This window comes from Amycolatopsis tolypomycina, from assembly GCF_900105945.1.
Taxonomy (GTDB): domain Bacteria; phylum Actinomycetota; class Actinomycetes; order Mycobacteriales; family Pseudonocardiaceae; genus Amycolatopsis; species Amycolatopsis tolypomycina.
On the sequence record NZ_FNSO01000004.1, the window covers coordinates 5836707 to 5857860 of the forward strand.

Here is a 21154-nt window from a genome sequence, read left to right on the forward strand (position 1 = left end):
GGCTCAGGCGACTTCCCGGAGGGCGGCGGTGAACGCGCGCGGGTCTTCCTGGTGCGGCACGTGCCCGCACCCGGCGAGCACGTGCACGCGGGCGCCGGGCGTCTCCGCGGCGCAGGCGCGTGGCACTTCGAGCGGGATCTGGGCGTCGAGCTCGCCGTGCAGGTAGGTGATCGGGGTCTTCAGGTCCTTCAGCCGCGGCCGCGGGTCGTAGCCGGCGCACTCGGTGAACAGCTCGTCGATGTAGGGGCCGGAGTCGAGCAGCTGGCGGACGGTCCAGTCGACGAGCTCGCGGGAGGCGCCGGGACCGAACCAGCCCGGCACCCAGCCGGCGACCGTGCCCGGCCGGTCGTCGACGAGCTGCTTCCGCAGTTCGTGGACCCGATCGCGCATGCCGGTGCTCGGCCAGTACCCGGGACCGTCGACGGTGACGACCCGCTCGACCAGGTCGGGCCGCGCGAGGGCGAGTTCGGTGGCGAAGAGGCCGCCGATGCTCGACCCGACGACGGTGGGCTTGATGGTCAGGGTCTCGATGACGGTCACCAGGTCGGCGGTGACCTGGGCGATGGTGTTGCCGTCGGCGGGGTGGTCCGAGCGGCCGCACCCGCGCCAGTCGAGCGTGACGACGCGGTGGTCGCGCACGAGGCCGGGCAGGCACGACGCCCAGACGCGGCCGCTGGTCCCCCAGCCGTGCAGGAACAGCAGGGCCGGGCCGGCGCCGGCGTCTTCGTAGTGGAGGCGGATTCCGTTGACTTCCATTTCGGGCATGTCCCGAGCCTGGCCCGCGGGCGCGGGCTTTTCGATGGCCGAGTCGCTCGTACACTGATCACGAACGCTGATGAATGGGGTCTGCCGGTGGAGCTGCGTCAGCTGAGGTACTTCGTGACGGTGGCGGAGGAGCTGCACTTCGGCCGCGCGGCGGAGCGCCTGCACATCGTCCAGCCGGCGGTGAGCCAGCAGATCCGGCGGCTGGAGCGCGCCCTGGGCGTGTCGTTGTTCTCGCGCACGACTCGAACCGTGTCCTTGACGGAGGCCGGACAGCGGTTCCTGCCGCACGCACGGGCGGTGCTGGCGGCGGCCGACCGGGCGGCGGACTCGGTGGCGGACTTCCGGCAGGCTGGGGCATCGGTCCGGCTGGGGACGAGCGAGGGCCTGGGCGACCGGCTGGACGCCTTGCTTCGCGCGTTCGCCGGACTCGCTCCTTCGGCGTCGTTGGAGCTGCTCCACGCGCCTACGCTGCAACGGCTGCAGCGGGTCCGCGACGGTTCCTTGGACGCGACGATCGTGCGGGGTTCCTGGCCCGCCTCGGGACTCGACTTCACTCCATTGTGGATGGACGAGGTCCTGGTGGCGCTGCCTTCGTCGCACCCGCTGGCGGCCTTGTCCGCGGTCCCCTTTGCTTCGCTGGCTTCCCTTCCGGCGCGGCTGAGCCCGCCTTCGCGGAATCAGCCGTTGTACGACCTGGTCGTTTCGTGCTGCCGGGAGGCGGGCTTCGAGCCGGTGCTCGGAACGGAGTTCACGACGGCGCAGGACACGCTGGGCACGCTGGGCTTCGGCCGTCCACACTGGACGGTGTTCTACCGGGCGCACGCGAACCTGCTACCGGTGCCGGGCGTGGTGTTCCGGCCGTTGACGGACCCGGCACCGCGGATGCAGACGTACCTGGCCACGCCTTCCGACCGGCGGGTGACGCCCGAGGTGGTGGCGTTGATCGAAGCGGCGCAAGCAACTGAAACCGGTTGAGCAGAGCCGTTCATGATGAGCTTCGATCAACAGTCGGGTACCGCCGGGTCGAAATCGGTGGGGCCCTGTGGGTCCCCCGGGGTATCGCCGTTGGTGAATGTGTTGGCCACTGCGTAATAGCCGTTGTTCCAGGGATATCCGGCAAGCCGGTACCAGTATCCGCCGGGCGAAGCAGACTCGATGGTCGTGTCGTAGACCTTGCAGGACACCTCGACGGCTTCGAGGTAGCCGACCGGCCGTGGCCCCGGCCGCAGGGCCTTGGTATCGGTGAAGGTGGGTGAGCCGTTCTTGTTGCCGCCGACCTCGACCTGTCGGGCGGCCGGGCTGACGGACGTTTTCGGCGGTGTCGTAGCCGATACGCCCGTTCGGGTCGACGACCCCGGTGTCCCAGGACCTTTGGTTCGGTCAGTGGCAGGGCCACCCGGCGCGGGGACCGTGGTCACGGCTTTCGGCGGGCCGGAGGGCGTCTGCTCCGCTGACGTGACCGCCTGTTGTACCGGCGGCCCGGCGGGTGTGCTCTCAGTTGCGGTGTGCGGAGACGACGAAGGCGTCGACATGCCCAGGGTTTGCGTCGGTCGCACCAGCGTCGGCGTGCCGGAGCCGGTGAACAGGAAGCTCGCGCCGACGACGACACCCATGACCGCCAGACCTGCCAGTACCGGCACGGTCCGGCGTCGTCTGGCCCTCCCGTCGCCCATGGCAGCTCACCCTTTACTTCGGTACGTTCAACATTTCGGTACGGCGGGATCGATGTCGTGCGTTCCGGACGAGCCCAAGGGATCGCCGTTCGCGAAGGTGTTCGCCGGCGCGTACAGGCCCTGCCAAGGCGCAGTTTCGATCCGGTAGAAGGCGTTGACACTGGACATTCCCGAGATGTTCGGCGCGACGCACGAAACTTCCACCGCCGTGCCGTACGGGATCGAACCGGCCGAGGCCGCAGCTCCGGACGTGTCGGCGAAGGTGGGTACACCTCGGCGGTTGGCGGCGACCTCTGTCCAGCGGCCGGCCGGAGAGGTGCTGGGCGGCCGGGTCGGTGTACTGCTCGAGGACGCCGCCTGGGCCGACGAACTGGCGGCGGGTGTACCGGTCGACTGCTGGGTGCGCCCCAGGTTCCCACTGCTCATGATCACGGCGGCGACGACGGTCGCGCCGCCGGTGATGATCGCGGCGGAAATGGTGACGCTGATTCGCCACCAACGACGGCCCGGCTTCCCCGGCCGATGATCGGCGTCGGGGGGCTCCGAGCCGTTCCCCGGCGGCAGTTGCCGTCCCGGCACGGTGATCCAGGCACGCTGGGCGAACTCCTTGTTCCGCACCTCCACCAGCCGGTACTCGGCGGGGTCGAGGTATCCCATCCCCTTGGCCACGACATCCCGGTAGACGGCATCTTCGACGATCACCAGCAGCGGCGCGTCGCCCGCCCCGAGCAGGGCGTCCTTCGCCTCGCGCGAATCGACGAGCCGGCTGACCGTCTCGACCGCGGTCCCGACCAGACCACCGGAGCTCGTCCGGCGCGATGTCCCCATGGCCACGGCCAGGCGCATCTTGATCGCGCATTCCGGCGCACGGTGCCGATTGGCCCGCTTGAGCTCGCTGTGCAGGGCCGGGACGTACCGTGCGAGCACGTCGACGGGTGTCGTTCCGGCCGGCCAGCGGGTCAGATCCCCGTCGCCGGCGTGCTGGATGAAGTCACCACGACGCGGAACACGAGCGTGTTCAGCAGCGCTGTCCTGGAATTCGACGATCCTTTCCTGGACATCGAACTGCTCGGCGAAGGACCGGCCCGCATAGTGCTGGACGTCGCACGACGTGAGCACTCGCGACACCTCGCCGTATTCGGGCGTGTCAGGCACCAAGGTCTCCTCGGAGATCGTAAAGGATGGGAAAGCTTGGCCGACGGTGTCAGGGCGCGCCGCGCAAACCGCCAAACGGCGGCCTAGGCCGATCCCGACCGGCGGCTGATCGCCCGCAACGCCGCCAGGTCCCGGACGACGATGCGCCGGCCCTCCGGCTCCACCAGGCCGCTGTTGCGCAGCTTCCGCAGGGCACGTTGCGCAGTTCTCTTGCTCGCGCCGACCAAGGTGCCGAGCTCCAACTGCGTCAGGTCGACCTTGATCACGTAACCGTGCTCGGACAACCGGTGCCCGTGGTCTTCCACCAGCTCCACCAGGACATTCGCCAGCCGGACATCGACGGCTTCGGGAAGGTCGACCCGACGACGGGTCGAGGCCCGCAGCTTCGCTGTTATAGATCTGGTCACGGTGCGCCCCGCGGCATGGTCCTGGGAAAGGACGTCGAGGAATTCCCTCGCCGCGATCCGGCAGGTGACAACAGAGTCGTTCCCGCAGGCAACGACGGTGGCAGAGCGCCTCTCGCCGTCGAAGGCCGCGAGCTCACCCACCAGGTCACCGCCGACGCGGACAGCCAGGAGCGCCTCGCCCCCGTTCCCCAACCGTGCCACGACCTTGACGCACCCCGCCAGCAACAAGAAGACGTCCGACTCGTCCGCCCCCTCTTCGATGAGCCTCTCACCACTACCGAAGATCTTCACCTCGCCGGCCCGCAACCAACCATCCAGCACGCTTTCACCGACACGAGCCAAAACCCCGTGTTCCGGCCACTCCGCTCGGAATTCCGCCGGATCCCGGGCACCTCCACCATTCGCCATCGCGACCCTCCCGCACGCTTTGTCGCGGACTCAGTCGTTCGGCATGCCCGCGGATGTCACCAATCGCACCGGACTTCACCTGATCGGACCGCCAAATGGCGGTTTGCCCCGTGCATCCCAGCCGATCAGTGAACACTTCCCAGCCACGAAGATCACCGGAAGGAGTTCGATGCTGCTGCGAAACAAGATCACTGCGGGCATGCTCGCGGCCGGAGCGGCTGCGGTAGTTGTCGCGTGGGGCTTGGCCTCGACGCCGACCGTCGACGTCCGGCCGCTCGCCGGCGCAGCCGCCCGGAGCTACGTCCAGCGTGACACCTCGTCCGTGCCCGTGCGCCTGAGGTCGTGCGACCACTCCACACCTGACAACCAGAACGTCGGCGGATGCGGCACGATCGATGACCTCTACGACGGTGGTTCGGTGGTCATGCGGTGCTGGCGTGACACTTCTCCGCCGGGGAACGAGTACCGCTCTCCCCGGTGGTTCTACGTCACCCAAGGCGACCGCAATCCGCATCCCGGGTGGTCCGGGTGGGTTTACGCGGACCTGGTCAAAGATCAGGCATCGGTACCGCCCTGCTCCGCGGAAATCCTGAAGGACTACCCACTGCCTCCGGTTCAGCCACTGACGTTCCACGTGACCGGCTCGTGCACCACGGCCGAAGGCCGGCTGACCGCCACGTCGTCGGGCTTCACCCCGGGTGGCCGGTTCACGTCGAACACCGGGTTTCAGCCGAGTGGCTGGATGTACGACGAACACGACGGTGTCGTCGCGGCCGACGGCTCGATCCCTTGGATCCTCGACTGCCACGGTGATCAGGACGTCGACATCGCGCTCAGCACCTCGATCGTGGACGAAGCGACCCAGCGAGTGATCGGCGACGACTTCGTCGTCCCCCCGCCGAAGCCGACCGCCCCGCCTGCGCCGCCCGTCCCGTCTACCGGCCCTCCGATCGACAGGCCGGAACCGACGACGAGCGCGCCGGCGCCGACGGTGAAGGCGGCGCCGACAACCCGCACGATCACGGTGTTCGACAAGGTCTTGGACGGACCGGCACGGGTCAGGGAGGATGTGCCGGCTTACCTCTCGACCGTCACGAAGAACTTCTGCCGCAGCGCCGGCTGCATGCTACCGGGCACCGAGGTCAGCTCCGGAGCGCAGGTCGTGGCCTTCTGCCAGGCTCGCGGAGCCCGGACCACGAACGGGAACGACCACGACCCGGCGGACGACAGCAACCCGCAGCTCGCGGTGTCCGATCTCTGGTACGGGATCCGCTGGCCCGACGGGAGGTCGGGCTACCTTTCCGAGGTGTGGATCTCCTCAAACCATCGGGGCGGACTCGGCCTCCCCGGGTGCTGAGCATCCCCCGTTTTCCACGCTACCCGAGGGGTACGACAAAGCCCGGCACTTCGCGAACGAGTGCCGGGCTTTGATCCACAACCTCAGGAAGCCTGCAGCGCCGCCAGGCGGGCTGTGATGCGGTCGATGTCCGCCACCGCTGTCTCGCGGCGGGTCTTGATCTTGGCCACCACCTGCTCCGGGGCCTTGGCGATGAATGCCTCGTTGCCCAGCTTCGCGTCCGTCTGGGACAGCTCCTTCTCCGCCGCCGCCAGGTCCTTCTGGAGGCGCTTGCGCTCCGCCGCGACGTCTACCGTGCCCGACAGGTCCAGCTCCACCGTCACCACGCCGTCCGCCAAGGCCACCTCGAGCGAGGCGCTCGCCGCGAAGTCTTCGGCTGCCGAGGTCAACCGGACCAGGGAACGGATCGCCGATTCGTGCCCTCCCGTGTAGCCCGCCAAGCGGGCCGCCACCTTCTGGCCCGGCTTCAGGCCCTGGTCCGCGCGGAACCTGCGGATCTCCGTCACCAGCTTCTGGACGTCCGCGATCCGGGCGTCCGCCGCGGAATCCGCGTACCCCTCGAACGGCGTCGGCCAGGCGGCGATCACCAGCGACTCGCCGCCCGTCAGCGCCGTCCAGAGCTTCTCCGTGATGAACGGGATGAACGGGTGCAGCAACCTGAGCACCGTGTCCAACACGTGGCCCAGGACAGCGCGGGTGGCGGCGACACGAGAGTCGTCCCCTTGGTACAGCTGGACCTTCGCCAGCTCCAGGTACCAGTCGCACAGCTCGTTCCACGTGAACTGGTAGAGCGCGCCCGCCACCTTCGCGAACTGGAAGTCCTCGAACAGGCCATCCACTTCGGACACCAGCGCAGCGAGCCTGCCCAGGATCCAGCGGTCCGCCTCCGTCAACGCAGAGGCAGCAGGCAAGGGAGAATCGACCGAAGCGCCGTTCATCATCGCGAACTTCGTCGCGTTCCACAGCTTCGTGCAGAAGTTGCGGGACCCCGCCGCCCACTCGTCGGCCAGTGCCATGTCCGCGCCCGGGTTCGCGCCGCGGGCCAGGGTGAACCTGGTCGCGTCCGCGCCGTACGCGTCCATCCACTCCAGGGGGTCGATCACGTTGCCGCGCGACTTCGACATCTTCTTGCCCTGGGCGTCGCGGATCAGGCCGTGCAGGTAGACGTGGTCGAACGGCTGGGCACCCTGCATCTGGTGGACGCCGAACATCATCATCCGGACCACCCAGAAGAACAGGATGTCGTAGCCGGTCGACAACACACTGGTCGGGTAGAACTTGGCCAGATCTTCCGAAGACGACGGCCAGCCCAGCGTCGACATCGGCCACAGGCCGGAGCTGAACCACGTGTCCAGCACGTCCGGGTCCTGCGTCCAGCCCTCGCCGGTCGGCGGCTGCTCGTCCGGGCCGACGCACACCACTTCGCCGTCCGGGCCGTAGTACACCGGGATGCGGTGGCCCCACCACAGCTGGCGCGAGATCGTCCAGTCGTGCATGTTGTCGACCCAGTCGAAGTAGCGCTTGCCCAGCTCCGGCGGGTGGATCTTGGTGCGGCCGTCGCGGACCGCGTCGCCGGCCAGCTTGGCCAGCTCCTCGACCTTGACCCACCACTGCAGCGACAGCCGCGGCTCGACCACCGTGTCACACCGGGAGCAGTGCCCGACCGCGTGCACGTACGGCCGCTTCTCCGCGACGATCCGGCCCATTTCCCGCAGCGCCGCGACCACGGCCGGCCGCGCCTCGAAGCGGTCGAGGCCCTGGAACGGGCCGGCCGCGGTGATCTCCGCGCGCTCGTTCATGATCGTCAGCATCGGCAGGTCGTGGCGGCGGCCGATCTCGAAGTCGTTCGGGTCGTGCGCCGGGGTGACCTTCACCGCACCCGTGCCGAACTCCGGGTCGACGTGCTTGTCGGCGACGATCGGGATGCGGCGGCCGGTCAGCGGCAGCTCGACCTCGGTGCCGACCAGGTGCGCGTACCGCTCGTCGTCCGGGTGGACGGCGACCGCGGTGTCGCCCAGCATCGTCTCCGCGCGGGTCGTCGCGACCACGATCGCGTTGTCGCCGTCGCCGTAGCGGATCGACACGAGCTCGCCGTCGTCGTCGTTGTGGTCGACCTCGATGTCCGACAGCGCCGTCTGGCAGCGCGGGCACCAGTTGATGATCCGCTCGGCGCGGTAGATCAGGCCCTCGTCGAAGAAGTTCTTGAACACCGTCTGGACGGCCTTCGACAGGTTCTCGTCCATGGTGAACCGCTCGCGCGACCAGTCGACGCCGTCGCCGAGGCGCTTCATCTGGCCGAGGATCTTGCCGCCGTACTCGGCCTTCCACTCCCAGACGCGCTCGACGAACTTCTCGCGGCCCAGGTCGTGGCGCGACAGCCCCTCGCCTGCCAGCTGGCGCTCGACGACGTTCTGCGTCGCGATGCCCGCGTGGTCCATGCCCGGCAGCCACAGCACCTCGTAGCCCTGCATGCGACGGCGGCGGCTCATCGCGTCCATCAGGGTGTGGTTGAGCGCGTGGCCCATGTGCAGCGAACCGGTTACGTTCGGGGGCGGCAGTACGATCGAGAACGGCGGCTTCCCCGACGAGGCGTCGGCCGTGAAGTACCCGGCCGCTACCCAGCGGTCGTACATCGGTGCTTCCTCGGCGGCCGGGTCCCAGGCACCCGGAAGGTCGGTGGTCTGCTGCGGAGCGTTCTCGGTCACAATGGACAAGTCTACGAACCCGTCACGGCGGGTCACCCAGGGGGAAGGCACTCGGGATGACACAGCCTCAGCAGCCGCAGGATCCGGACGACCGGCGCCTCGAGACGCACCCGGACCTGATGAACCCGGACTGGCAGAAGTACGCCGAACGGGACGCCTGGCTGGGCGCGAAGAAGGACCTCCAGAAGCGCCGCAAGCGCGAGCGCCGCGCCGGCGGCTACCGGCAGCCGGGGCAGAGCCGCTGGCCGGGCGTGCTGGCCCTGCTCGTCGTGGTCGGCCTGGTCGCCGCGGCGATCATCGTGCACCAGCTCCAGGGCGCCGGCGTCAACGAATTCGCGTACTTCGGGTAACGCCCGTCCCCCGGCGCCGATGATCAGGCGTCGACCTTGGGGGGACGCACGTGGACGAGGACAACCTGCTCGATTCGCACCCGGACCTGATGGACCCGGACTGGCGCAGGCACGCGCAGACCGACGCCTGGCTGGGTGCGAAGAAGGACCGCAAGCAGTTCCGCAAGCAGCAGAAACGGGCCGCGCGCGGCCCGCGCCGCCGCTGGTGGATCTTCGCGGTGTTCGTGCTGATCCTGGCCGTGACCACGACGGCGATCGTGCTGCTCGGCCGCCGGCCGGCCCAGGACGCCGCGCCGCCGGACCCGACGTCGGTGCCGGACGTCGCCCCCGTCGACCTGGCCCGGCCGTTCGCGCACACCCCCGCCGACGTCTGGCCGAAGGGCATCGACGGCGTCACCGCGCCCGCCCCGGCCGCCGTCGGTGCCTTCAAGGCCGACGCGGTCGCCGCCGCGTACACGACGGTCAAGCAGGTCATCACCGCCGCGCACCTCGACCCGGCCGTCCTGACCGGGCACGACGGGAAGGCGTACGCGGCCCTGTTCGCCCCCGACGACCGCGACCAGATCGTCCCCGAGCTGGCCAAGAAGCCGACCAAGGACAGCGGCGGCTTCGCCGCGTACGTCACCGAGATCGCCGACGGCTACCACCTGCTCGACGCCGGCCCGCGCACCTTCGGCACGCTCACCCCGCGCGCCGGCGCCAAGCCCGGTGAGCTGGTCGTCGAGGCGAAGTACGCGGTCGCCTACGCCTTCGACCACGCCCACCCCCGGGAGCTCATGAGCCCCGCGGAGATCGTCACCTTCGAGCGCCGCGACGAGCGGTACGTCCTCCGGAGCGGCTCGTCGTTCGCGAAGAGCAGCCAGGGCCTGTGGCTCGACGACGCCACCTCCGCGTTCTCGTCGGTGGGCTGCGCCGCCGCCAAGGAGGGCTACCTGGCCCCGGGCTACGCGAACCCGCGGTCGCTCACCCCGCCGCCGACCGGAGAGCGCGACGCGCCGGGCTACTACGACCCGAAGTACCCGGTGCCGCACCTCGACGGCTGCGGCGGCTGACCACCGAGATGCACAGCCCAGACTGCACAGTTAAACTGTGTACATGGGCGAAGTACCTGCGCACGTCGCCGAGAGCGCCGGCTGGATCCGCGGGGTCGTCGGGCAGCTGCACCGGCGGCTGCGCCACGTCGACAACGCCGGGATCCTGACGCTGTCGCAGTCGGCCGTGCTCCACCGGCTCCACCGCGAAGGCCCGGCCACGCAGGGCGAGCTCGCCGCCGCCGAGCACGTGCGGCAGCAGTCGATGGCCGCCACCCTCGGCGTCCTCGACGAGCTCGGCTACCTCGCCCGCACCCCCGACCCGGCCGACCGGCGCCGCGTGGTGATCAGCCTGTCCGAGGCCGGCCGCGACACCGTGCGCGGCATCCAGCAGCACCGCGACGAGTGGCTGGCCCAGGCCCTGCTGGACGAGCTGTCCCCCGCCGAGCTGGACGCCGTCACGCGCGCGCTGCCGCTGCTGCAGCGCGTCGCCGAACACTGAAGGAGTTCCTCACGACCACCGTCACCGCACCCGCCGAGTTCGGCGCCCGCCTGGTCACCCCGCTGGTGGCCGGCGCGGTGCTCAACCCGATCAACTCCACGCTCATCGCCGTCGCGCTCGTGCCGATCGGGCAGAGCTTCGGCGCCGGTCCCGGGCAGACCGCCTGGCTGATCTCGGCGCTCTACCTGGCCACCGCGGTCGGGCAGCCGGTGGTCGGCCTCCTGGTCGACCGGCACGGCGCCCGCCGCGTCCTCCTCGGCGGCGCGAGCCTGGTGATCGTCGCCGGCATCGCGGGCATGATCCCGGTCTCCGTCGGCTGGCTGACCGGCGTGCGGGTGGTGCTCGGCCTGGGCACGTGCGCCGGGTTCCCGGCCGCGATGGCCGTGCTGCGCCACCACGCCGAAGCGAGCGGCCAGGGCGTGCCCGCGCGGGTGCTGTCGCTGCTGTCGATGTCCGCGCAGACGGTGATGGTGATCGGCCCGACGCTGGGCGGGGTGCTGATCGGGCTGTTCGGCTGGCCGGCGATCTTCGCCGTCAACATCCCGCTCGCCGGGTTGTCGCTGGTCCTGGCGTGGGCGTGGGTGCCGAAGGACGACCGCGGCGCGCGCACCGCCACCCGGATCGACGTGCTCGGCATCGCGCTGTTCTCCGCGACGCTGCTCGCGCTCCTGTTCTTCCTGATGGACCCCGGCGCCGAGGTCTGGCTGCTCGCCGTCGTCGCGGCGTTCGGGACGGCCTTCACGCTGGTCGAGCTCCGGCGGGACGCGCCCTTCCTCGACCTGCGGATGCTCGCGGCCAACGGCGCGATCCTGCGGACGTACCTGCGGCAGGCGCTGAGCTTCATGGCCATCTACGCGATCATGTTCGGGTACGTCCAGTGGCTGGAGACCGCGCGGCAGCTCTCGGAGGAGGCGGCCGGGCTGATGCTGCTGCCGATGTCGGGCACGGCGGTCTGCGCGGCGGCGTTCTCCGGGCGCGCGTCCGGCATCAAGGCGCGGCTGGTCACCGTGGCGGTGGCCCTGGCCGGCGGCTCGGCGCTGCTGCTGCTCGTCCACGACGGCACCTGGGTCGGCGCGCTGCTCGCCCTGGCCGCGTTGTTCGGCCTCGCCCAGGGCCTGACCAGCGTCGCGAACCAGACGACGCTGTACCGCGAGGCCCCGGCCGAGCAGATGGGCACGGCGAGCGGGCTGTTCCGGACCGCGCAGTACCTCGGCGCGATCGTGGCTTCGACGCTCATCGCGCTCTGCTACGGCCCGCACGCGGACTCCGCGGGCCTGCACCGGCTGGCCGTCGCGCTGGTCGTCATCAGCGGGCTGCTGCTCGTGGTGACCCTCGCCGACCGTGGGTTGCGGACCCCTGTTAGCGCGTCCGGTCATCGAGGCGCACGATGAACACATGACCCGTGAAGCGCCGGCGCAGGACGTGGACGAAACCCGCCTCGAGGTGGGCAAGCCGAAGGGCTGGGCGGCCGGGATACCCGGTGTCGCCGTGTCGCTCGCGCGCAGCGTCGAACAGATGGGCACCGGCCGGACCGTCAAGGCCCTGCGGCTGCTGAACCAGCGCGAAGGCTTCGACTGCCCGGGCTGTGCGTGGCCGGAACCCCGCGAGGTCGACGGCGAAAAGCGCAAGCTCGCCGAGTTCTGCGAAAACGGCGCCAAGGCCGTCGCCGAGGAAGCCACGAAACGGCGGGTGGACCGCGCGTTCTTCGCGCAGCACCCGATCGCGGACCTCGAAACCAAGACCGACTACTGGCTGGGCCAGCAGGGCCGGATCACCGAGCCGTTCGTGCTGCGCGAAGGCGCGACGCACTACGAGCCCATCTCGTGGGACGCCGCGTTCGAGCTGGTCGCGGGCGAGCTCAAGGCGCTGACCGACCCGAACGAGGCGATCTTCTACACCTCCGGCCGCACCAGCAACGAAGCCGCGTTCCTCTACCAGCTGCTGGTGCGCTCCTTCGGCACCAACAACCTGCCCGACTGCTCCAACATGTGCCACGAGTCCTCGGGCGCGGCGCTGGCGGCCACCACCGGCATCGGCAAGGGCTCGGTCAGCCTGGCCGACATCCACAAGGCCGACCTCATCGTCGTCGTCGGGCAGAACCCGGGCACCAACCACCCGCGGATGCTCTCGGCGCTCGAAGAGGCCAAGGGCAACGGCGCGCAGATCATCGCCGTCAACCCGCTGCCCGAGGCCGGGCTGATGCGGTTCAAGAACCCGCAGAACGTCCGTGGCGTCGTCGGCAAGGGCACCCCGCTGGCCGACGAGTTCGCCCAGGTCCGTCTCGGCGGCGACCTCGCGCTGTTCCAGGCCGTCGGGCACCTGCTGCTCGCCTGGGACGCCGAGGCACCCGGCGCGATCGTCGACCGCGACTTCGTCGAGCGGGTCACCGAGGGGTTCGACGACTACGCCAAGCACCTCCAGGAGATCGACTGGCCGGAGGTCGAGCGCGCGACCGGCCTCCCGCGGGCGCAGATCGAACGCGTCGCGCGGATGATCGCCTCCTCCGAGCGCACCATCTACTGCTGGGCGATGGGACTCACCCAGCACAAGCACGCCGTGCCGACGATCTGCGAGATCGCGAACCTCGCCCTGATGCGCGGGATGATCGGCAAGCCGGGTGCGGGCCTGTGCCCGGTCCGCGGGCACTCGAACGTCCAGGGCGACCGGACCATGGGCATCTGGGAAAAGATGCCGCAGTCGTTCATGGACGCCCTGGCGGGCGAGTTCGGCATCGAGGTCCCGCGCGAGCACGGCTTCGACACCGTCGCCGCGATCCGGGCGATGCGCGACGGCCACGGCAAGGTGTTCTTCGCCGTCGGCGGCAACTTCGCCTCCGCGACGCCGGACTCGGAGCTGACCGAGAAGGCGCTGCGCTCGTGCTCGCTGACCGTGCACGTGTCCACCAAGCTGAACCGGTCGCACGTCGTCCACGGCCGCACCGCGCTGGTCCTGCCGACGCTCGGCCGCACCGAACGCGACGTCCAGGCGAGCGGCGAGCAGTTCGTCACGGTCGAGGACTCGATGTCCCAGGTGCACGCCTCCCGCGGACGCCTGACGCCGGCGAGCGAGCACCTGCTGTCCGAGGTCGCTATCGTCTGCCGGCTGGCGGAGAAGCTGTTCGGCGCGGGCCACGCCGTGCCGTGGCGGACGTTCGAGGCCGACTACGACCTGATCCGCGACCGGATCGCGCGGGTCGTGCCGGGCTGCCAGGACTACAACCGCCGCGTCCGCGAGCCGGACGGCTTCGTGCTGCCGCACGCCCCGCGCGACTCCCGCGAGTTCACCGGCACCGCGAACGGCAAGGGCAACTTCACGGTGTCGGAGCTGGAGTACCCGCACGTCCCGGAGGGTCGGCTGCTGCTGCAGACCATGCGCAGCCACGACCAGTACAACACCACGATCTACGGGCTTTCGGACCGCTACCGCGGGATCGAGAACGCCCGCCGCGTGGTGCTGGTGCACCCGGACGACATCGCGGCGCTCGGCCTCGCCGACGGGGCCATGGTCGACCTGGTCTCGGAGTGGCGTGACGGTGACCGCCGGGCACCGGCGTTCCGGGTCGTCGCGTACCCGACCGCGCGCGGGTGCGCGGCGGCGTACTTCCCGGAGGCGAACGCGCTGGTGCCGCTGGACTCGGTGGCGGACAAGTCGAACACGCCGGTCTCGAAGGCGATCGTGGTACGGCTCGAAGCTCGGCCCTGATCAGCCCTGGAAGTCCTTCTGCAGGGTGCCGGTCATGTCCGTGACCGCGGCCTGCACGCTGTCCAGCGTCGCGGGCGGGATCAGCGCGGCCTCGGTCCCGCCGTCGGCGATGGCCACGCCCAGCACGACGTTGCCGGTCCGGACCGCGGCCCACTGTTCGGAGAACCCGGCCTCGTCGCCGACCCCGGTGACGAGCCGGACCCCGGAGTGGTCGCCGAGCGCGTCGGTCATCAGCTGGCTGGCCTTGGCGGCGGCCTCGTCCGCATCGGACTGCGTGAACCGCACGACGGCGATCGTGAGGAGCCGGTAGTCCTGCAGGTTGGGCTTGCCGCCGCCGAGGTCGCGGGCGTACAGGCGGCGGCAGGTGGTGACCTCGTTGCCCTCGGTGGCGCGGTCGTCGGGGACGACCTTGACCTCGGCGGCCTTCACCGAGTCGGCCGGGATGTCGACGGTCCCGGGCGCGAGCTGCGCCTGGGTGTTCGCGCCGACCAGCCGGCAGGGGTCTATCGCACCCGGGTAGTGCACCGACGCGGACGCCGACTGGCATCCCGCGGAAAGAACGGCTGAAGCGAGGACGGGCAAGATCCACCCACCCCGGGCGACGCTGCTGCGCATAAATTTCCGGACTTTCCGTATTCCCTGAAATCGATTTTCCAAGATCGTCCACCGATCGGGTGAACTTCCCGGCCGCCACGTGGTCCTGCACCGCGAACGGTCCCCGCACCCTGCCTCACCAGGGCGGCAGCGTCAAGACCAGTCGCCAGGGTGGTCCACCGCGGTACGGCGGTCCCGGGCTCGCGGGAAATTCCCGCGCATTTCAGGGATTCGACGGAAAATCCGGAACTTCGCCGTCGATCAATTCACCGGGAAGTCAATCCACGCAGACGACGCCGTTGGAGGTGATCGGCTCGTCCGAAGCACCCCCGGGCGCGCCGCCGCCCGCCGCCGCGCCGGGGCCGGCGTAGACCGTCCCGAGCACCACCTCGATGTGCCCGGCCGGCACCGACGCGGACTGCTGCGTCGTCAGCCCGCCCAGTGCCTTCGCCACCTCGGCGCCGCGCCCGGCCAGGTCGGGACCGAAGCGGACCAGCGACGTCCGCCGGGCGGCGGTGTTGCCCGCCGAGGTCGCCGTGAACCCCTTCTCGCGCAGGACACCCGCCACCCGGGCCGCGAGGCCTTCCTTCGAGCTCGCGTTCGAGACGTCGACGGTGACCGCCGCGGCCGGCGCGGTCGTCCCGCTCGGCGCGGCCGGGGCCGCGGGGCCGATCAGGCTCGCCGCGAAGGCCTTCACCGCGGCCGGGTCGACCTGCACCGCCGTCGCCCGGGGGTTCGACTTGTCGTACCGGTAGTCGACGTTGACGACCGGGATCGTCGCGAACTGGATCCCGCCGCCGCTGACCCCGCGCATCTGCCCGACGAAGTCGAGCAGGTTCCACGAGTCGTCCAGCACGACCGAGCGCTTCACGGCGTCGATCAGGTCGGACAGCTTGCCCGGATCGGCCAGCGTCCCCGCCGAGAGCACCTGCCGCGCCAGGCCGGCGAGGAACACCTGCTGGCGCCGGACGCGGGCGAGGTCGGTGCCCGGGAGGCCGTCACGCTGCCGGACGAAGGCGAGCGCGTCCGCCCCCGCGACGCGCTGCGGACCGGCCTGGAAGTCCGCGCCCGAGTTCTTGTCCTTGGTGGCCTTCTTCAGGCAGACGTCGACGCCGCCGACGGCCTTGCTGATCTCGTAGAAGCTGAGCAGGTTGACCTCGGCGAAGTGGTCGATCTTCACCCCGGTGAGGTCCTCGACCGCCTGGCGGGCGGCCCGGCGCGCCGCGGTGAGCGCGCTCTGGTTGATCTTCGCTTTGTCGGTCTCGCCGGCGGTGCGCAGCCGGGCCGCTTCGGCCGCCTTGGCCCGCCCGAACGCGCCGTTGATCTTGCCTTTCCCGCCCGGCATCGAGACGTAGCTGTCCCGGGGGACGGAGAACGCTTTCACCTCTTTGGTGCCGTTCGGGATCCGCAGCACGATCAGGGTGTCGGTGAGGTCGTCGCCGTTGGCGCCGGCCCGCAGTTCGCGCAGCACTTCCGGCGGCAGCGGGTTCCCCTGGTTGTCGCTCCGGGAGTCCCGGCCGACCAGCAGGATGTCGAGGGAGCCGTCGGCGGGCTGCTCGCCCGGCTTCGTCTCACCCTCCGGGTCGATGACGCTGTCCCGCGACACCTCGTTGAGGGAGCTCAGGTTCACGTAGCCGTACGCCGTGCCGCCGAACACCACGAGGGCCAGCCCCGCGACGGCGATCTTCCCCAGTACATGCACGCCTCCCAGGACGCCCGGGCGCCGGGAACCGCTGCACGAGTGAGAGCTGTGTCACATTCGCAGGTGCGAGGCCCCGTTGAGGTCGAGCACCGCCCCGGACGCCCAGGTCGCCTCGGCGGAGGCGAGGTAGACGACCGCGGCGGCGACCTCCTCCGGCGTGCCGACCCGGCCGAAGGGGCTCTGCGCGCGCAGGGCGTCGTCGATCCGGTCGGCCACGCGCTCGGTGGCGGTGAAGCCGGGCGCCACCGACGTCACGGCGATCCCGTGGGGCGCGAGCGAGACGGCCAGCGACTGGCCGAGCGCGTGCAGCGCGGCCTTGCTCGCCCCGTACGCCGGGTGGTCCGGCTCGCCCTTGAACGCCCCGCGCGAGCCGATGTTGACGATCCGGCCGGGCGCGCCCCGGTCGACGAGGTGCCGGGCGACGCAGTAGCTGAGGTTCGCCGCGCCGACGAGGTTGACGTCGAGGGTACGCCGCCAGATCCGTTGCCAGTCCGCATAGGACACCGAGGCGACCGGGTGCGCGGTCTCGGCCGACGTCGCGACGGCGGCGTTGTTGACCAGCACGTCGACGCCGCCCAGCCCGGCTTCGGCGGCGTCGGCGATCTCGCGGGCCGCCTCGGGGTCGGCCAGGTCGCCGCCGACCAGCACGTGCCCTTCGCCGGGGAGCGCTTGCAGTGTCTCCCCGGCGTCCGCGACTCGGTGTCCATAGTGGACAGCGATCCGATCGCCGCGGGCCGCGAACGCCGTGGCCACCGCGCGCCCGATGCCGCGGGACGCGCCGGTGACGAGAACTCCCCTGCTCATCCGAACAGCTGGACCAGCTTCAGGAACAGCTGGTACACCCCGTACCCGAACGGGAGCACCACCCACGCCCAGGCCAGCACGATCAGCGGCAGCCGGCCGGGCTTCACCGTCGGTTCGGTCATCACGCCTCACTCCTCACGGCCTCGGGGACCGGCTCGTGGAACTTCTCCTTGACCGGGCGCACCAGTTCGTTGGCCACGAAGCCGACCACGAGCAGGCCGATCATGATGTAGAACGACATCGTGTAGAGGTCGGGGCCGGACTTGCCCGCCGCCTTCTCGCCGTCGGCGATGCGGTTGACGATCAGCGGGCCGAGCACGCCCGCCACCGACCACGCCGTCAGCAGCCTGCCGTGGATCGCGCCCACCTGGAAGGTGCCGAAGAGGTCCTTGAGGTACGCCGGGACCGTCGCGAACCCGCCGCCGTAGAACGACAGGATCACCATCGCGCACAGGATGAACACGAGTTTCGACGAGTTCTGCGTCAGCGCGATCACCAGGTACAGCAGGGCGCCGACGCCGAGGTAGGTGCGGTAGATGTTCTTGCGGCCGACCAGGTCCGAAGTGGACGACCAGACGAACCGGCCGAGCATGTTGCACAGCGACAGCAGCGCGACGAAGCCCGCCGCCGCGGCCACGCCCACCGGTGTCGACGTGCCCTTGAAGAAGTCCTGGATCATCGGCGAGGCCTTCTCCAGGATGCCGATGCCCGCCGTGACGTTGAAGCACAGCACGACCCACAGGCACCAGAACTGCGGCGTCTTGATCGCGTTGGCGGCCGAGACGTTCGCCGTCGTGATCATGGCGGCGCCGTGGTCGGTCTTCGGCTCCCAGCCGTCGGGCTTCCAGCCGTCGGCCGGCACGCGCACGAGCAGCCAGCCCATCGACATGAACACCGCGTAGACGACGCCGTGGACCAGGAACGCGGTCGCGATGGTGCTCGTCGTCGGCGCGGTGCCCAGCATCGAGGACGACCACGGCGAGGCGATCAGGGCACCGCCGCCGAAGCCCATGATCGCGATCCCGGTGGCCATGCCCGGCCGGTCCGGGAACCACTTGATCAGCGTCGACACCGGCGAGATGTAGCCGATGCCCAGCCCGACGCCGCCGATGCCGCCGTAGCCGACGACGACCAGCCAGAACTGCCCGGTGGCGACGCCGAGCGCGGAGACGAGGAAGCCGCTGGCGAAGCAGCACATCGACACGAACATCGCCCAGCGCGGGCCGTTCTTCTCGACGAGCGTGCCGCCGAACGCGGCGGACAGCCCCAGCATGACGATGCCGAGCTGGAACGGCAGCGAGCTCTGCGTGCCGTTGAGGTGCAGGGTCTTCTCGAGCGGGGTCTTGAAGACGCTCCACGCGTAGGCCTGCCCGATCGACAGGTGTACCGAGAGGGCCGCCGGCGGCACCAGCCAGCGCGTCCAGCTCGGCGGGGCCACGATCCGGGATCGGTCCAGGAAGCCGAGAGCCATCGGTTCCCTCCGTATTCTGGGGATGATGGAGGGAATGTATTACTAAATCACCGGTGTTGCACCATACGAGTGTCGAACTTTCGGGCAGCGAAGGATGTGCTGATGGGCAGGGTGACCGTGCGCAGGCCGGTGCGGCGGATCTCCGCGACCGGGGACCGGCGCCGCCCGGACGCGCTGGCGGCCGAAGAGCCCCTGGAGCTGCGGGTCGGCGGCCGCGCGCTGGCGGTCACCATGCGCACACCGGGCCACGACGTCGAGCTGGCCCACGGCTTCCTGCTGTCCGAAGGCGTGATCGGCGGCCGAAACGACGTGGCGGTCGCCCGCTACTGCGACGGCGTCGACGACCAGGGCCGCAACACCTACAACGTGCTGGACATCGCGCTGGCCGACGGCGTGCCCCCGCCGGACACCGGCGTCGAGCGCAACTTCTACACGACGTCGTCGTGCGGCGTCTGCGGCAAGGCGGCGCTGGACGCGGTCAAGCTGCGCACCCGCTTCTCCCCCGCGTCGGCGGAGTTCGCGGTGAAGAGCTCGGTGCTCGCCGGCCTGCCGGACTCGCTGCGCGCCCGCCAGAAGGTGTTCGCCAGCACCGGCGGCCTGCACGCGGCGGGGCTGTTCGCCCCGGACGGGTCGCTCGAGGTGGTCCGCGAGGACGTCGGACGGCACAACGCGGTGGACAAGGTGCTGGGCTGGGCGGTCCTCGACGGCCGCATCCCGGCGCCGGGGTACGGTCTCCTGGTGTCCGGACGCGCGTCGTTCGAGCTGGTCCAGAAGGCCGCGATGGCGGGCATCGGCCTGCTGGCCGCGGTGTCGGCGCCGTCATCGCTGGCGGTGGAGCTGGCCGAGGAGAACGGCATGACCCTGGTCGGCTTCCTGCGCGGCGACTCGATGAACCTCTACACCGGAGACCACCGCATCCTGACCTAGCAGCCCGCCCCAAGCGCCCCAATGTGGCGTTCGGTGCGTCCAACGCACCCAATGTGGCGTTCGGTGCGTTGGACGCAACCAACGCCACATTGGGGCGTCAGGCCGAGGGCACCCAGTTGCCGTGGAAGCCGTGGGGCACGCGGTCCGGCAGGTGGATCGCCGCCACCGTGTCGAGGGTTTCCGCGTCCAGGATCGTCAGGTCGCTGCGCTGCGTCGCCGGGTCGAACACGAAGCCCAGCAGGACGCCGTCGTCCTCGGCCGCGTCTTCGCGGCGGGGGACGAACACGAACTCGCCCGGCTGGCGGCCCGCGCCGAACGCCCGCTCGTGCCGCGCTCCCGTGTGGAAGTCGTGCTTGAACAGCGAACCGGCCGGGTCGGCGCCGCCGTCGGCCGACATCGCGTAGCCGTAGCGGTGGCGGCGGCCGACCCGGCGCTCGTCCACGCGCGGGAACTCCTGGCCGCGGTCGTCGAGGCGTTCCTCGATCACCTTGCCCGCCGCCAGGTCGACCGTCCAGCGGTCCAGGGTCGGGCCGCCCTCGCCCGGGCCGTGCAGCTCGCGGTCGAACATCCGCGGGTGGCGGACGACGTCCAGCACGACGCTGTCGCCGTCGTCGTAGGCGTTGAGCGGGTGGAAGACGTAGCACGGCTCGACGTCGAACCACCGGACGTCCGCGTTGCCGCCCTCGCGCGGCATGACGCCGATCCGCGCCGGGTACTTCGGGTTCCAGCGGTACGGGAGGCCGCCGTTCGCGCCGAGCTTGCCCGCCATCATCGCGGTCACCGGGTCCGGCACCCGGACCTTGCCGACCATCGCCGAGACCACCAGCTTCGCCGGCGTCCGCAGGGCGGCCGGCACGCTGGCCGCGACCGCCATCTCGGCGTTGAACGTCACCGGCAGGTCGTAGAAGACGACGTGGTTCTCGGTCAGCGAGAAGTCGTGCATCATCGGCGACCCGGTGACCTCGACGTCGACCGTGCGGCGGGCGCGGCCGGCCGCGTCGATCACCGAGTACTGGACCTTGTTGCCCATGCCGAAGAAGTACGAGACGGCGTGCAGCTCGCCGGTGCGCGGATCGCGCTTGGGGTGGGCGGTGTAGCCGCCGGGCAGCGTGCCGTCGAAGTCGCAGCGGCCGACGGTGTCGAGCTCGTCGGTCAGCTCGTAGACCGGCGCGCCCGCCTCGACCAGGGCGAGGGTCCGGCCCGCGTGGCCGATGACGTTGGTGTTGGCGCCGAGCGCGTCCAGCCCGCAGAACCGGCTCGCGTCCTCGCCGTTCAGCGCCGCGGCCACAGCGGGGTTGCGGACCCACCGGTTGCGGTACCACTCGGCCTTCCCGTCGCGCAGGCGCACGCCGTGGACCATGCCGTCGCCCATGAACCAGTGGTAGGCCGCCGGGTCCACTTCGGACAGCGGATTCGGGCCGTTGCGCAGGTAGCGGCCGTCGAGGAACTCCGGGATCCGGCCGGTGACGGCGAGGTCGGTGATCGTGTGCTCCCGGCTGACCGGAGCGAAGTTTCCTTCGAGGAACTTGTTGCCCATGTGACCCCTCCACGGCTTCCATAACTCGGTTATGAAAACAGGTATAACAGGGTTATGGGATACT

The 21154-nt window shown here is 70.5% G+C and carries 19 protein-coding genes; 8 read left to right on the top strand and 11 right to left on the bottom strand.

Annotated elements, in window-relative coordinates; genetic code table 11:
• Positions 1-3: 3 nt before the first annotated feature.
• Positions 4-765 carry an alpha/beta fold hydrolase gene (locus tag BLW76_RS36395; RefSeq protein WP_091316232.1) on the bottom strand — a complete coding sequence of 254 codons (762 nt, stop codon included), beginning with the start codon at positions 763-765 and terminating at the stop codon, positions 4-6.
• A gap of 87 nt (positions 766-852) precedes the next feature.
• Here BLW76_RS36395 and BLW76_RS36400 point away from each other — a divergent pair, with 87 nt between their 5' ends.
• Positions 853-1740: a LysR family transcriptional regulator gene (locus BLW76_RS36400; RefSeq protein ID WP_091316234.1), complete on the top strand. Its 888-nt coding sequence runs from the start codon at positions 853-855 to the stop codon at positions 1738-1740.
• Positions 1741-1766: 26 nt separating this feature from the next.
• Here the strand turns inward: BLW76_RS36400 and BLW76_RS48110 are convergent, their stop codons facing one another.
• From BLW76_RS48110 to BLW76_RS36410, 3 genes are all read right to left on the bottom strand, one after another.
• Positions 1767-2378 carry a hypothetical protein gene (locus BLW76_RS48110; protein ID WP_143060752.1) on the bottom strand — a complete coding sequence of 204 codons (612 nt, stop codon included), beginning with the start codon at positions 2376-2378 and terminating at the stop codon, positions 1767-1769.
• 87 nt (positions 2379-2465) lie between these two features.
• Positions 2466-3593: a hypothetical protein gene (locus BLW76_RS36405; protein WP_091316235.1), complete on the bottom strand. Its 1128-nt coding sequence runs from the start codon at positions 3591-3593 to the stop codon at positions 2466-2468.
• 83 nt (positions 3594-3676) lie between these two features.
• Complete coding sequence (locus BLW76_RS36410) at positions 3677-4408, bottom strand: Crp/Fnr family transcriptional regulator (protein ID WP_091316237.1); 732 nt, start codon at positions 4406-4408, stop codon at positions 3677-3679.
• Between the two features lie 169 nt (positions 4409-4577).
• Here BLW76_RS36410 and BLW76_RS36415 point away from each other — a divergent pair, with 169 nt between their 5' ends.
• Positions 4578-5765, top strand: coding sequence for a hypothetical protein (locus tag BLW76_RS36415; RefSeq protein WP_091316239.1), 1188 nt, complete (start codon positions 4578-4580; stop codon positions 5763-5765).
• 83 nt (positions 5766-5848) lie between these two features.
• Here the strand turns inward: BLW76_RS36415 and BLW76_RS36420 are convergent, their stop codons facing one another.
• A complete protein-coding gene (locus BLW76_RS36420) occupies positions 5849-8470 on the bottom strand; it encodes a valine--tRNA ligase (RefSeq protein ID WP_091316241.1) in 2622 nt (873 codons plus the stop codon).
• A 56-nt stretch (positions 8471-8526) separates the two neighbouring features.
• Between BLW76_RS36420 and BLW76_RS36425 the strand changes: the two genes are divergently transcribed.
• The 5 genes from BLW76_RS36425 to BLW76_RS36445 all read left to right on the top strand — a co-directional run bounded on the left by BLW76_RS36425 (position 8527) and on the right by BLW76_RS36445 (position 14055).
• Entirely contained in the window at positions 8527-8820 is a 294-nt protein-coding gene (locus BLW76_RS36425; protein WP_091316243.1) for a hypothetical protein, read from the top strand.
• 50 nt (positions 8821-8870) lie between these two features.
• Positions 8871-9872, top strand: a complete 1002-nt coding sequence (locus tag BLW76_RS36430; protein ID WP_091316245.1) for a hypothetical protein — start codon at positions 8871-8873, stop codon at positions 9870-9872.
• A 43-nt stretch (positions 9873-9915) separates the two neighbouring features.
• The gene (locus BLW76_RS36435; RefSeq protein ID WP_091320316.1) at positions 9916-10353 is read left to right on the top strand and encodes a MarR family winged helix-turn-helix transcriptional regulator; all 438 of its coding nucleotides are present in this window, start codon (positions 9916-9918) and stop codon (positions 10351-10353) included.
• A gap of 65 nt (positions 10354-10418) precedes the next feature.
• Positions 10419-11744: an MFS transporter gene (locus BLW76_RS36440; RefSeq protein WP_091316246.1), complete on the top strand. Its 1326-nt coding sequence runs from the start codon at positions 10419-10421 to the stop codon at positions 11742-11744.
• Between the two features lie 4 nt (positions 11745-11748).
• The gene (locus tag BLW76_RS36445; RefSeq protein ID WP_091316248.1) at positions 11749-14055 is read left to right on the top strand and encodes an FdhF/YdeP family oxidoreductase; all 2307 of its coding nucleotides are present in this window, start codon (positions 11749-11751) and stop codon (positions 14053-14055) included.
• On the opposite strand, the gene BLW76_RS36450 is transcribed toward BLW76_RS36445, so the two are convergent.
• The 5 genes from BLW76_RS36450 to BLW76_RS36465 all read right to left on the bottom strand — a co-directional run bounded on the left by BLW76_RS36450 (position 14056) and on the right by BLW76_RS36465 (position 18626).
• The gene (locus BLW76_RS36450; RefSeq protein ID WP_091316249.1) at positions 14056-14580 is read right to left on the bottom strand and encodes a hypothetical protein; all 525 of its coding nucleotides are present in this window, start codon (positions 14578-14580) and stop codon (positions 14056-14058) included.
• A 346-nt stretch (positions 14581-14926) separates the two neighbouring features.
• On the bottom strand, positions 14927-16351 hold the full coding sequence (locus tag BLW76_RS36455) for an LCP family protein (protein WP_091316251.1): 1425 nt from the start codon (positions 16349-16351) through the stop codon (positions 14927-14929).
• Between the two features lie 51 nt (positions 16352-16402).
• The gene (locus tag BLW76_RS36460; RefSeq protein WP_091316252.1) at positions 16403-17155 is read right to left on the bottom strand and encodes an SDR family NAD(P)-dependent oxidoreductase; all 753 of its coding nucleotides are present in this window, start codon (positions 17153-17155) and stop codon (positions 16403-16405) included.
• A complete protein-coding gene (locus tag BLW76_RS50575; RefSeq protein WP_279627720.1) occupies positions 17152-17277 on the bottom strand; it encodes an MFS transporter small subunit in 126 nt (41 codons plus the stop codon). The genes BLW76_RS36460 and BLW76_RS50575 overlap by 4 nt, the downstream gene beginning before the upstream one ends.
• Positions 17277-18626 (bottom strand): L-lactate MFS transporter, encoded by a 1350-nt coding sequence (locus BLW76_RS36465; protein WP_091316253.1) that lies wholly within the window; start codon positions 18624-18626, stop codon positions 17277-17279. The genes BLW76_RS50575 and BLW76_RS36465 overlap by 1 nt, the downstream gene beginning before the upstream one ends.
• Positions 18627-18728: 102 nt before the next feature.
• On the opposite strand from BLW76_RS36465, the gene fdhD reads away from it, so the two are divergent.
• Positions 18729-19553, top strand: coding sequence for a formate dehydrogenase accessory sulfurtransferase FdhD (fdhD, locus tag BLW76_RS36470; RefSeq protein ID WP_091316254.1), 825 nt, complete (start codon positions 18729-18731; stop codon positions 19551-19553).
• A 97-nt stretch (positions 19554-19650) separates the two neighbouring features.
• Here the strand turns inward: fdhD and BLW76_RS36475 are convergent, their stop codons facing one another.
• On the bottom strand, positions 19651-21090 hold the full coding sequence (locus tag BLW76_RS36475; protein WP_091316255.1) for a carotenoid oxygenase family protein: 1440 nt from the start codon (positions 21088-21090) through the stop codon (positions 19651-19653).
• Positions 21091-21154: the final 64 nt, after the last annotated feature.

What these genes read in the sequence shown, in the direction of transcription:
- BLW76_RS36410 (WP_091316237.1), bottom strand. Translation starts at nt 4,408, where the DNA reads ATGGCGAATGGTGGAGGTGCCCGGGATCCGGCGGAATTCCGAGCGGAG.
- BLW76_RS48110 (WP_143060752.1), bottom strand. Translation starts at nt 2,378, where the DNA reads ATGGGTGTCGTCGTCGGCGCGAGCTTCCTGTTCACCGGCTCCGGCACG.
- BLW76_RS50575 (WP_279627720.1), bottom strand. Translation starts at nt 17,277, where the DNA reads ATGACCGAACCGACGGTGAAGCCCGGCCGGCTGCCGCTGATCGTGCTG.
- BLW76_RS36425 (WP_091316243.1), top strand. Translation starts at nt 8,527, where the DNA reads ATGACACAGCCTCAGCAGCCGCAGGATCCGGACGACCGGCGCCTCGAG.
- BLW76_RS36435 (WP_091320316.1), top strand. Translation starts at nt 9,916, where the DNA reads ATGGGCGAAGTACCTGCGCACGTCGCCGAGAGCGCCGGCTGGATCCGC.
- BLW76_RS36475 (WP_091316255.1), bottom strand. Translation starts at nt 21,090, where the DNA reads ATGGGCAACAAGTTCCTCGAAGGAAACTTCGCTCCGGTCAGCCGGGAG.
- BLW76_RS36445 (WP_091316248.1), top strand. Translation starts at nt 11,749, where the DNA reads ATGACCCGTGAAGCGCCGGCGCAGGACGTGGACGAAACCCGCCTCGAG.
- BLW76_RS36415 (WP_091316239.1), top strand. Translation starts at nt 4,578, where the DNA reads ATGCTGCTGCGAAACAAGATCACTGCGGGCATGCTCGCGGCCGGAGCG.
- fdhD (WP_091316254.1), top strand. Translation starts at nt 18,729, where the DNA reads ATGGGCAGGGTGACCGTGCGCAGGCCGGTGCGGCGGATCTCCGCGACC.
- BLW76_RS36460 (WP_091316252.1), bottom strand. Translation starts at nt 17,155, where the DNA reads ATGAGCAGGGGAGTTCTCGTCACCGGCGCGTCCCGCGGCATCGGGCGC.
- BLW76_RS36465 (WP_091316253.1), bottom strand. Translation starts at nt 18,626, where the DNA reads ATGGCTCTCGGCTTCCTGGACCGATCCCGGATCGTGGCCCCGCCGAGC.
- BLW76_RS36395 (WP_091316232.1), bottom strand. Translation starts at nt 765, where the DNA reads ATGCCCGAAATGGAAGTCAACGGAATCCGCCTCCACTACGAAGACGCC.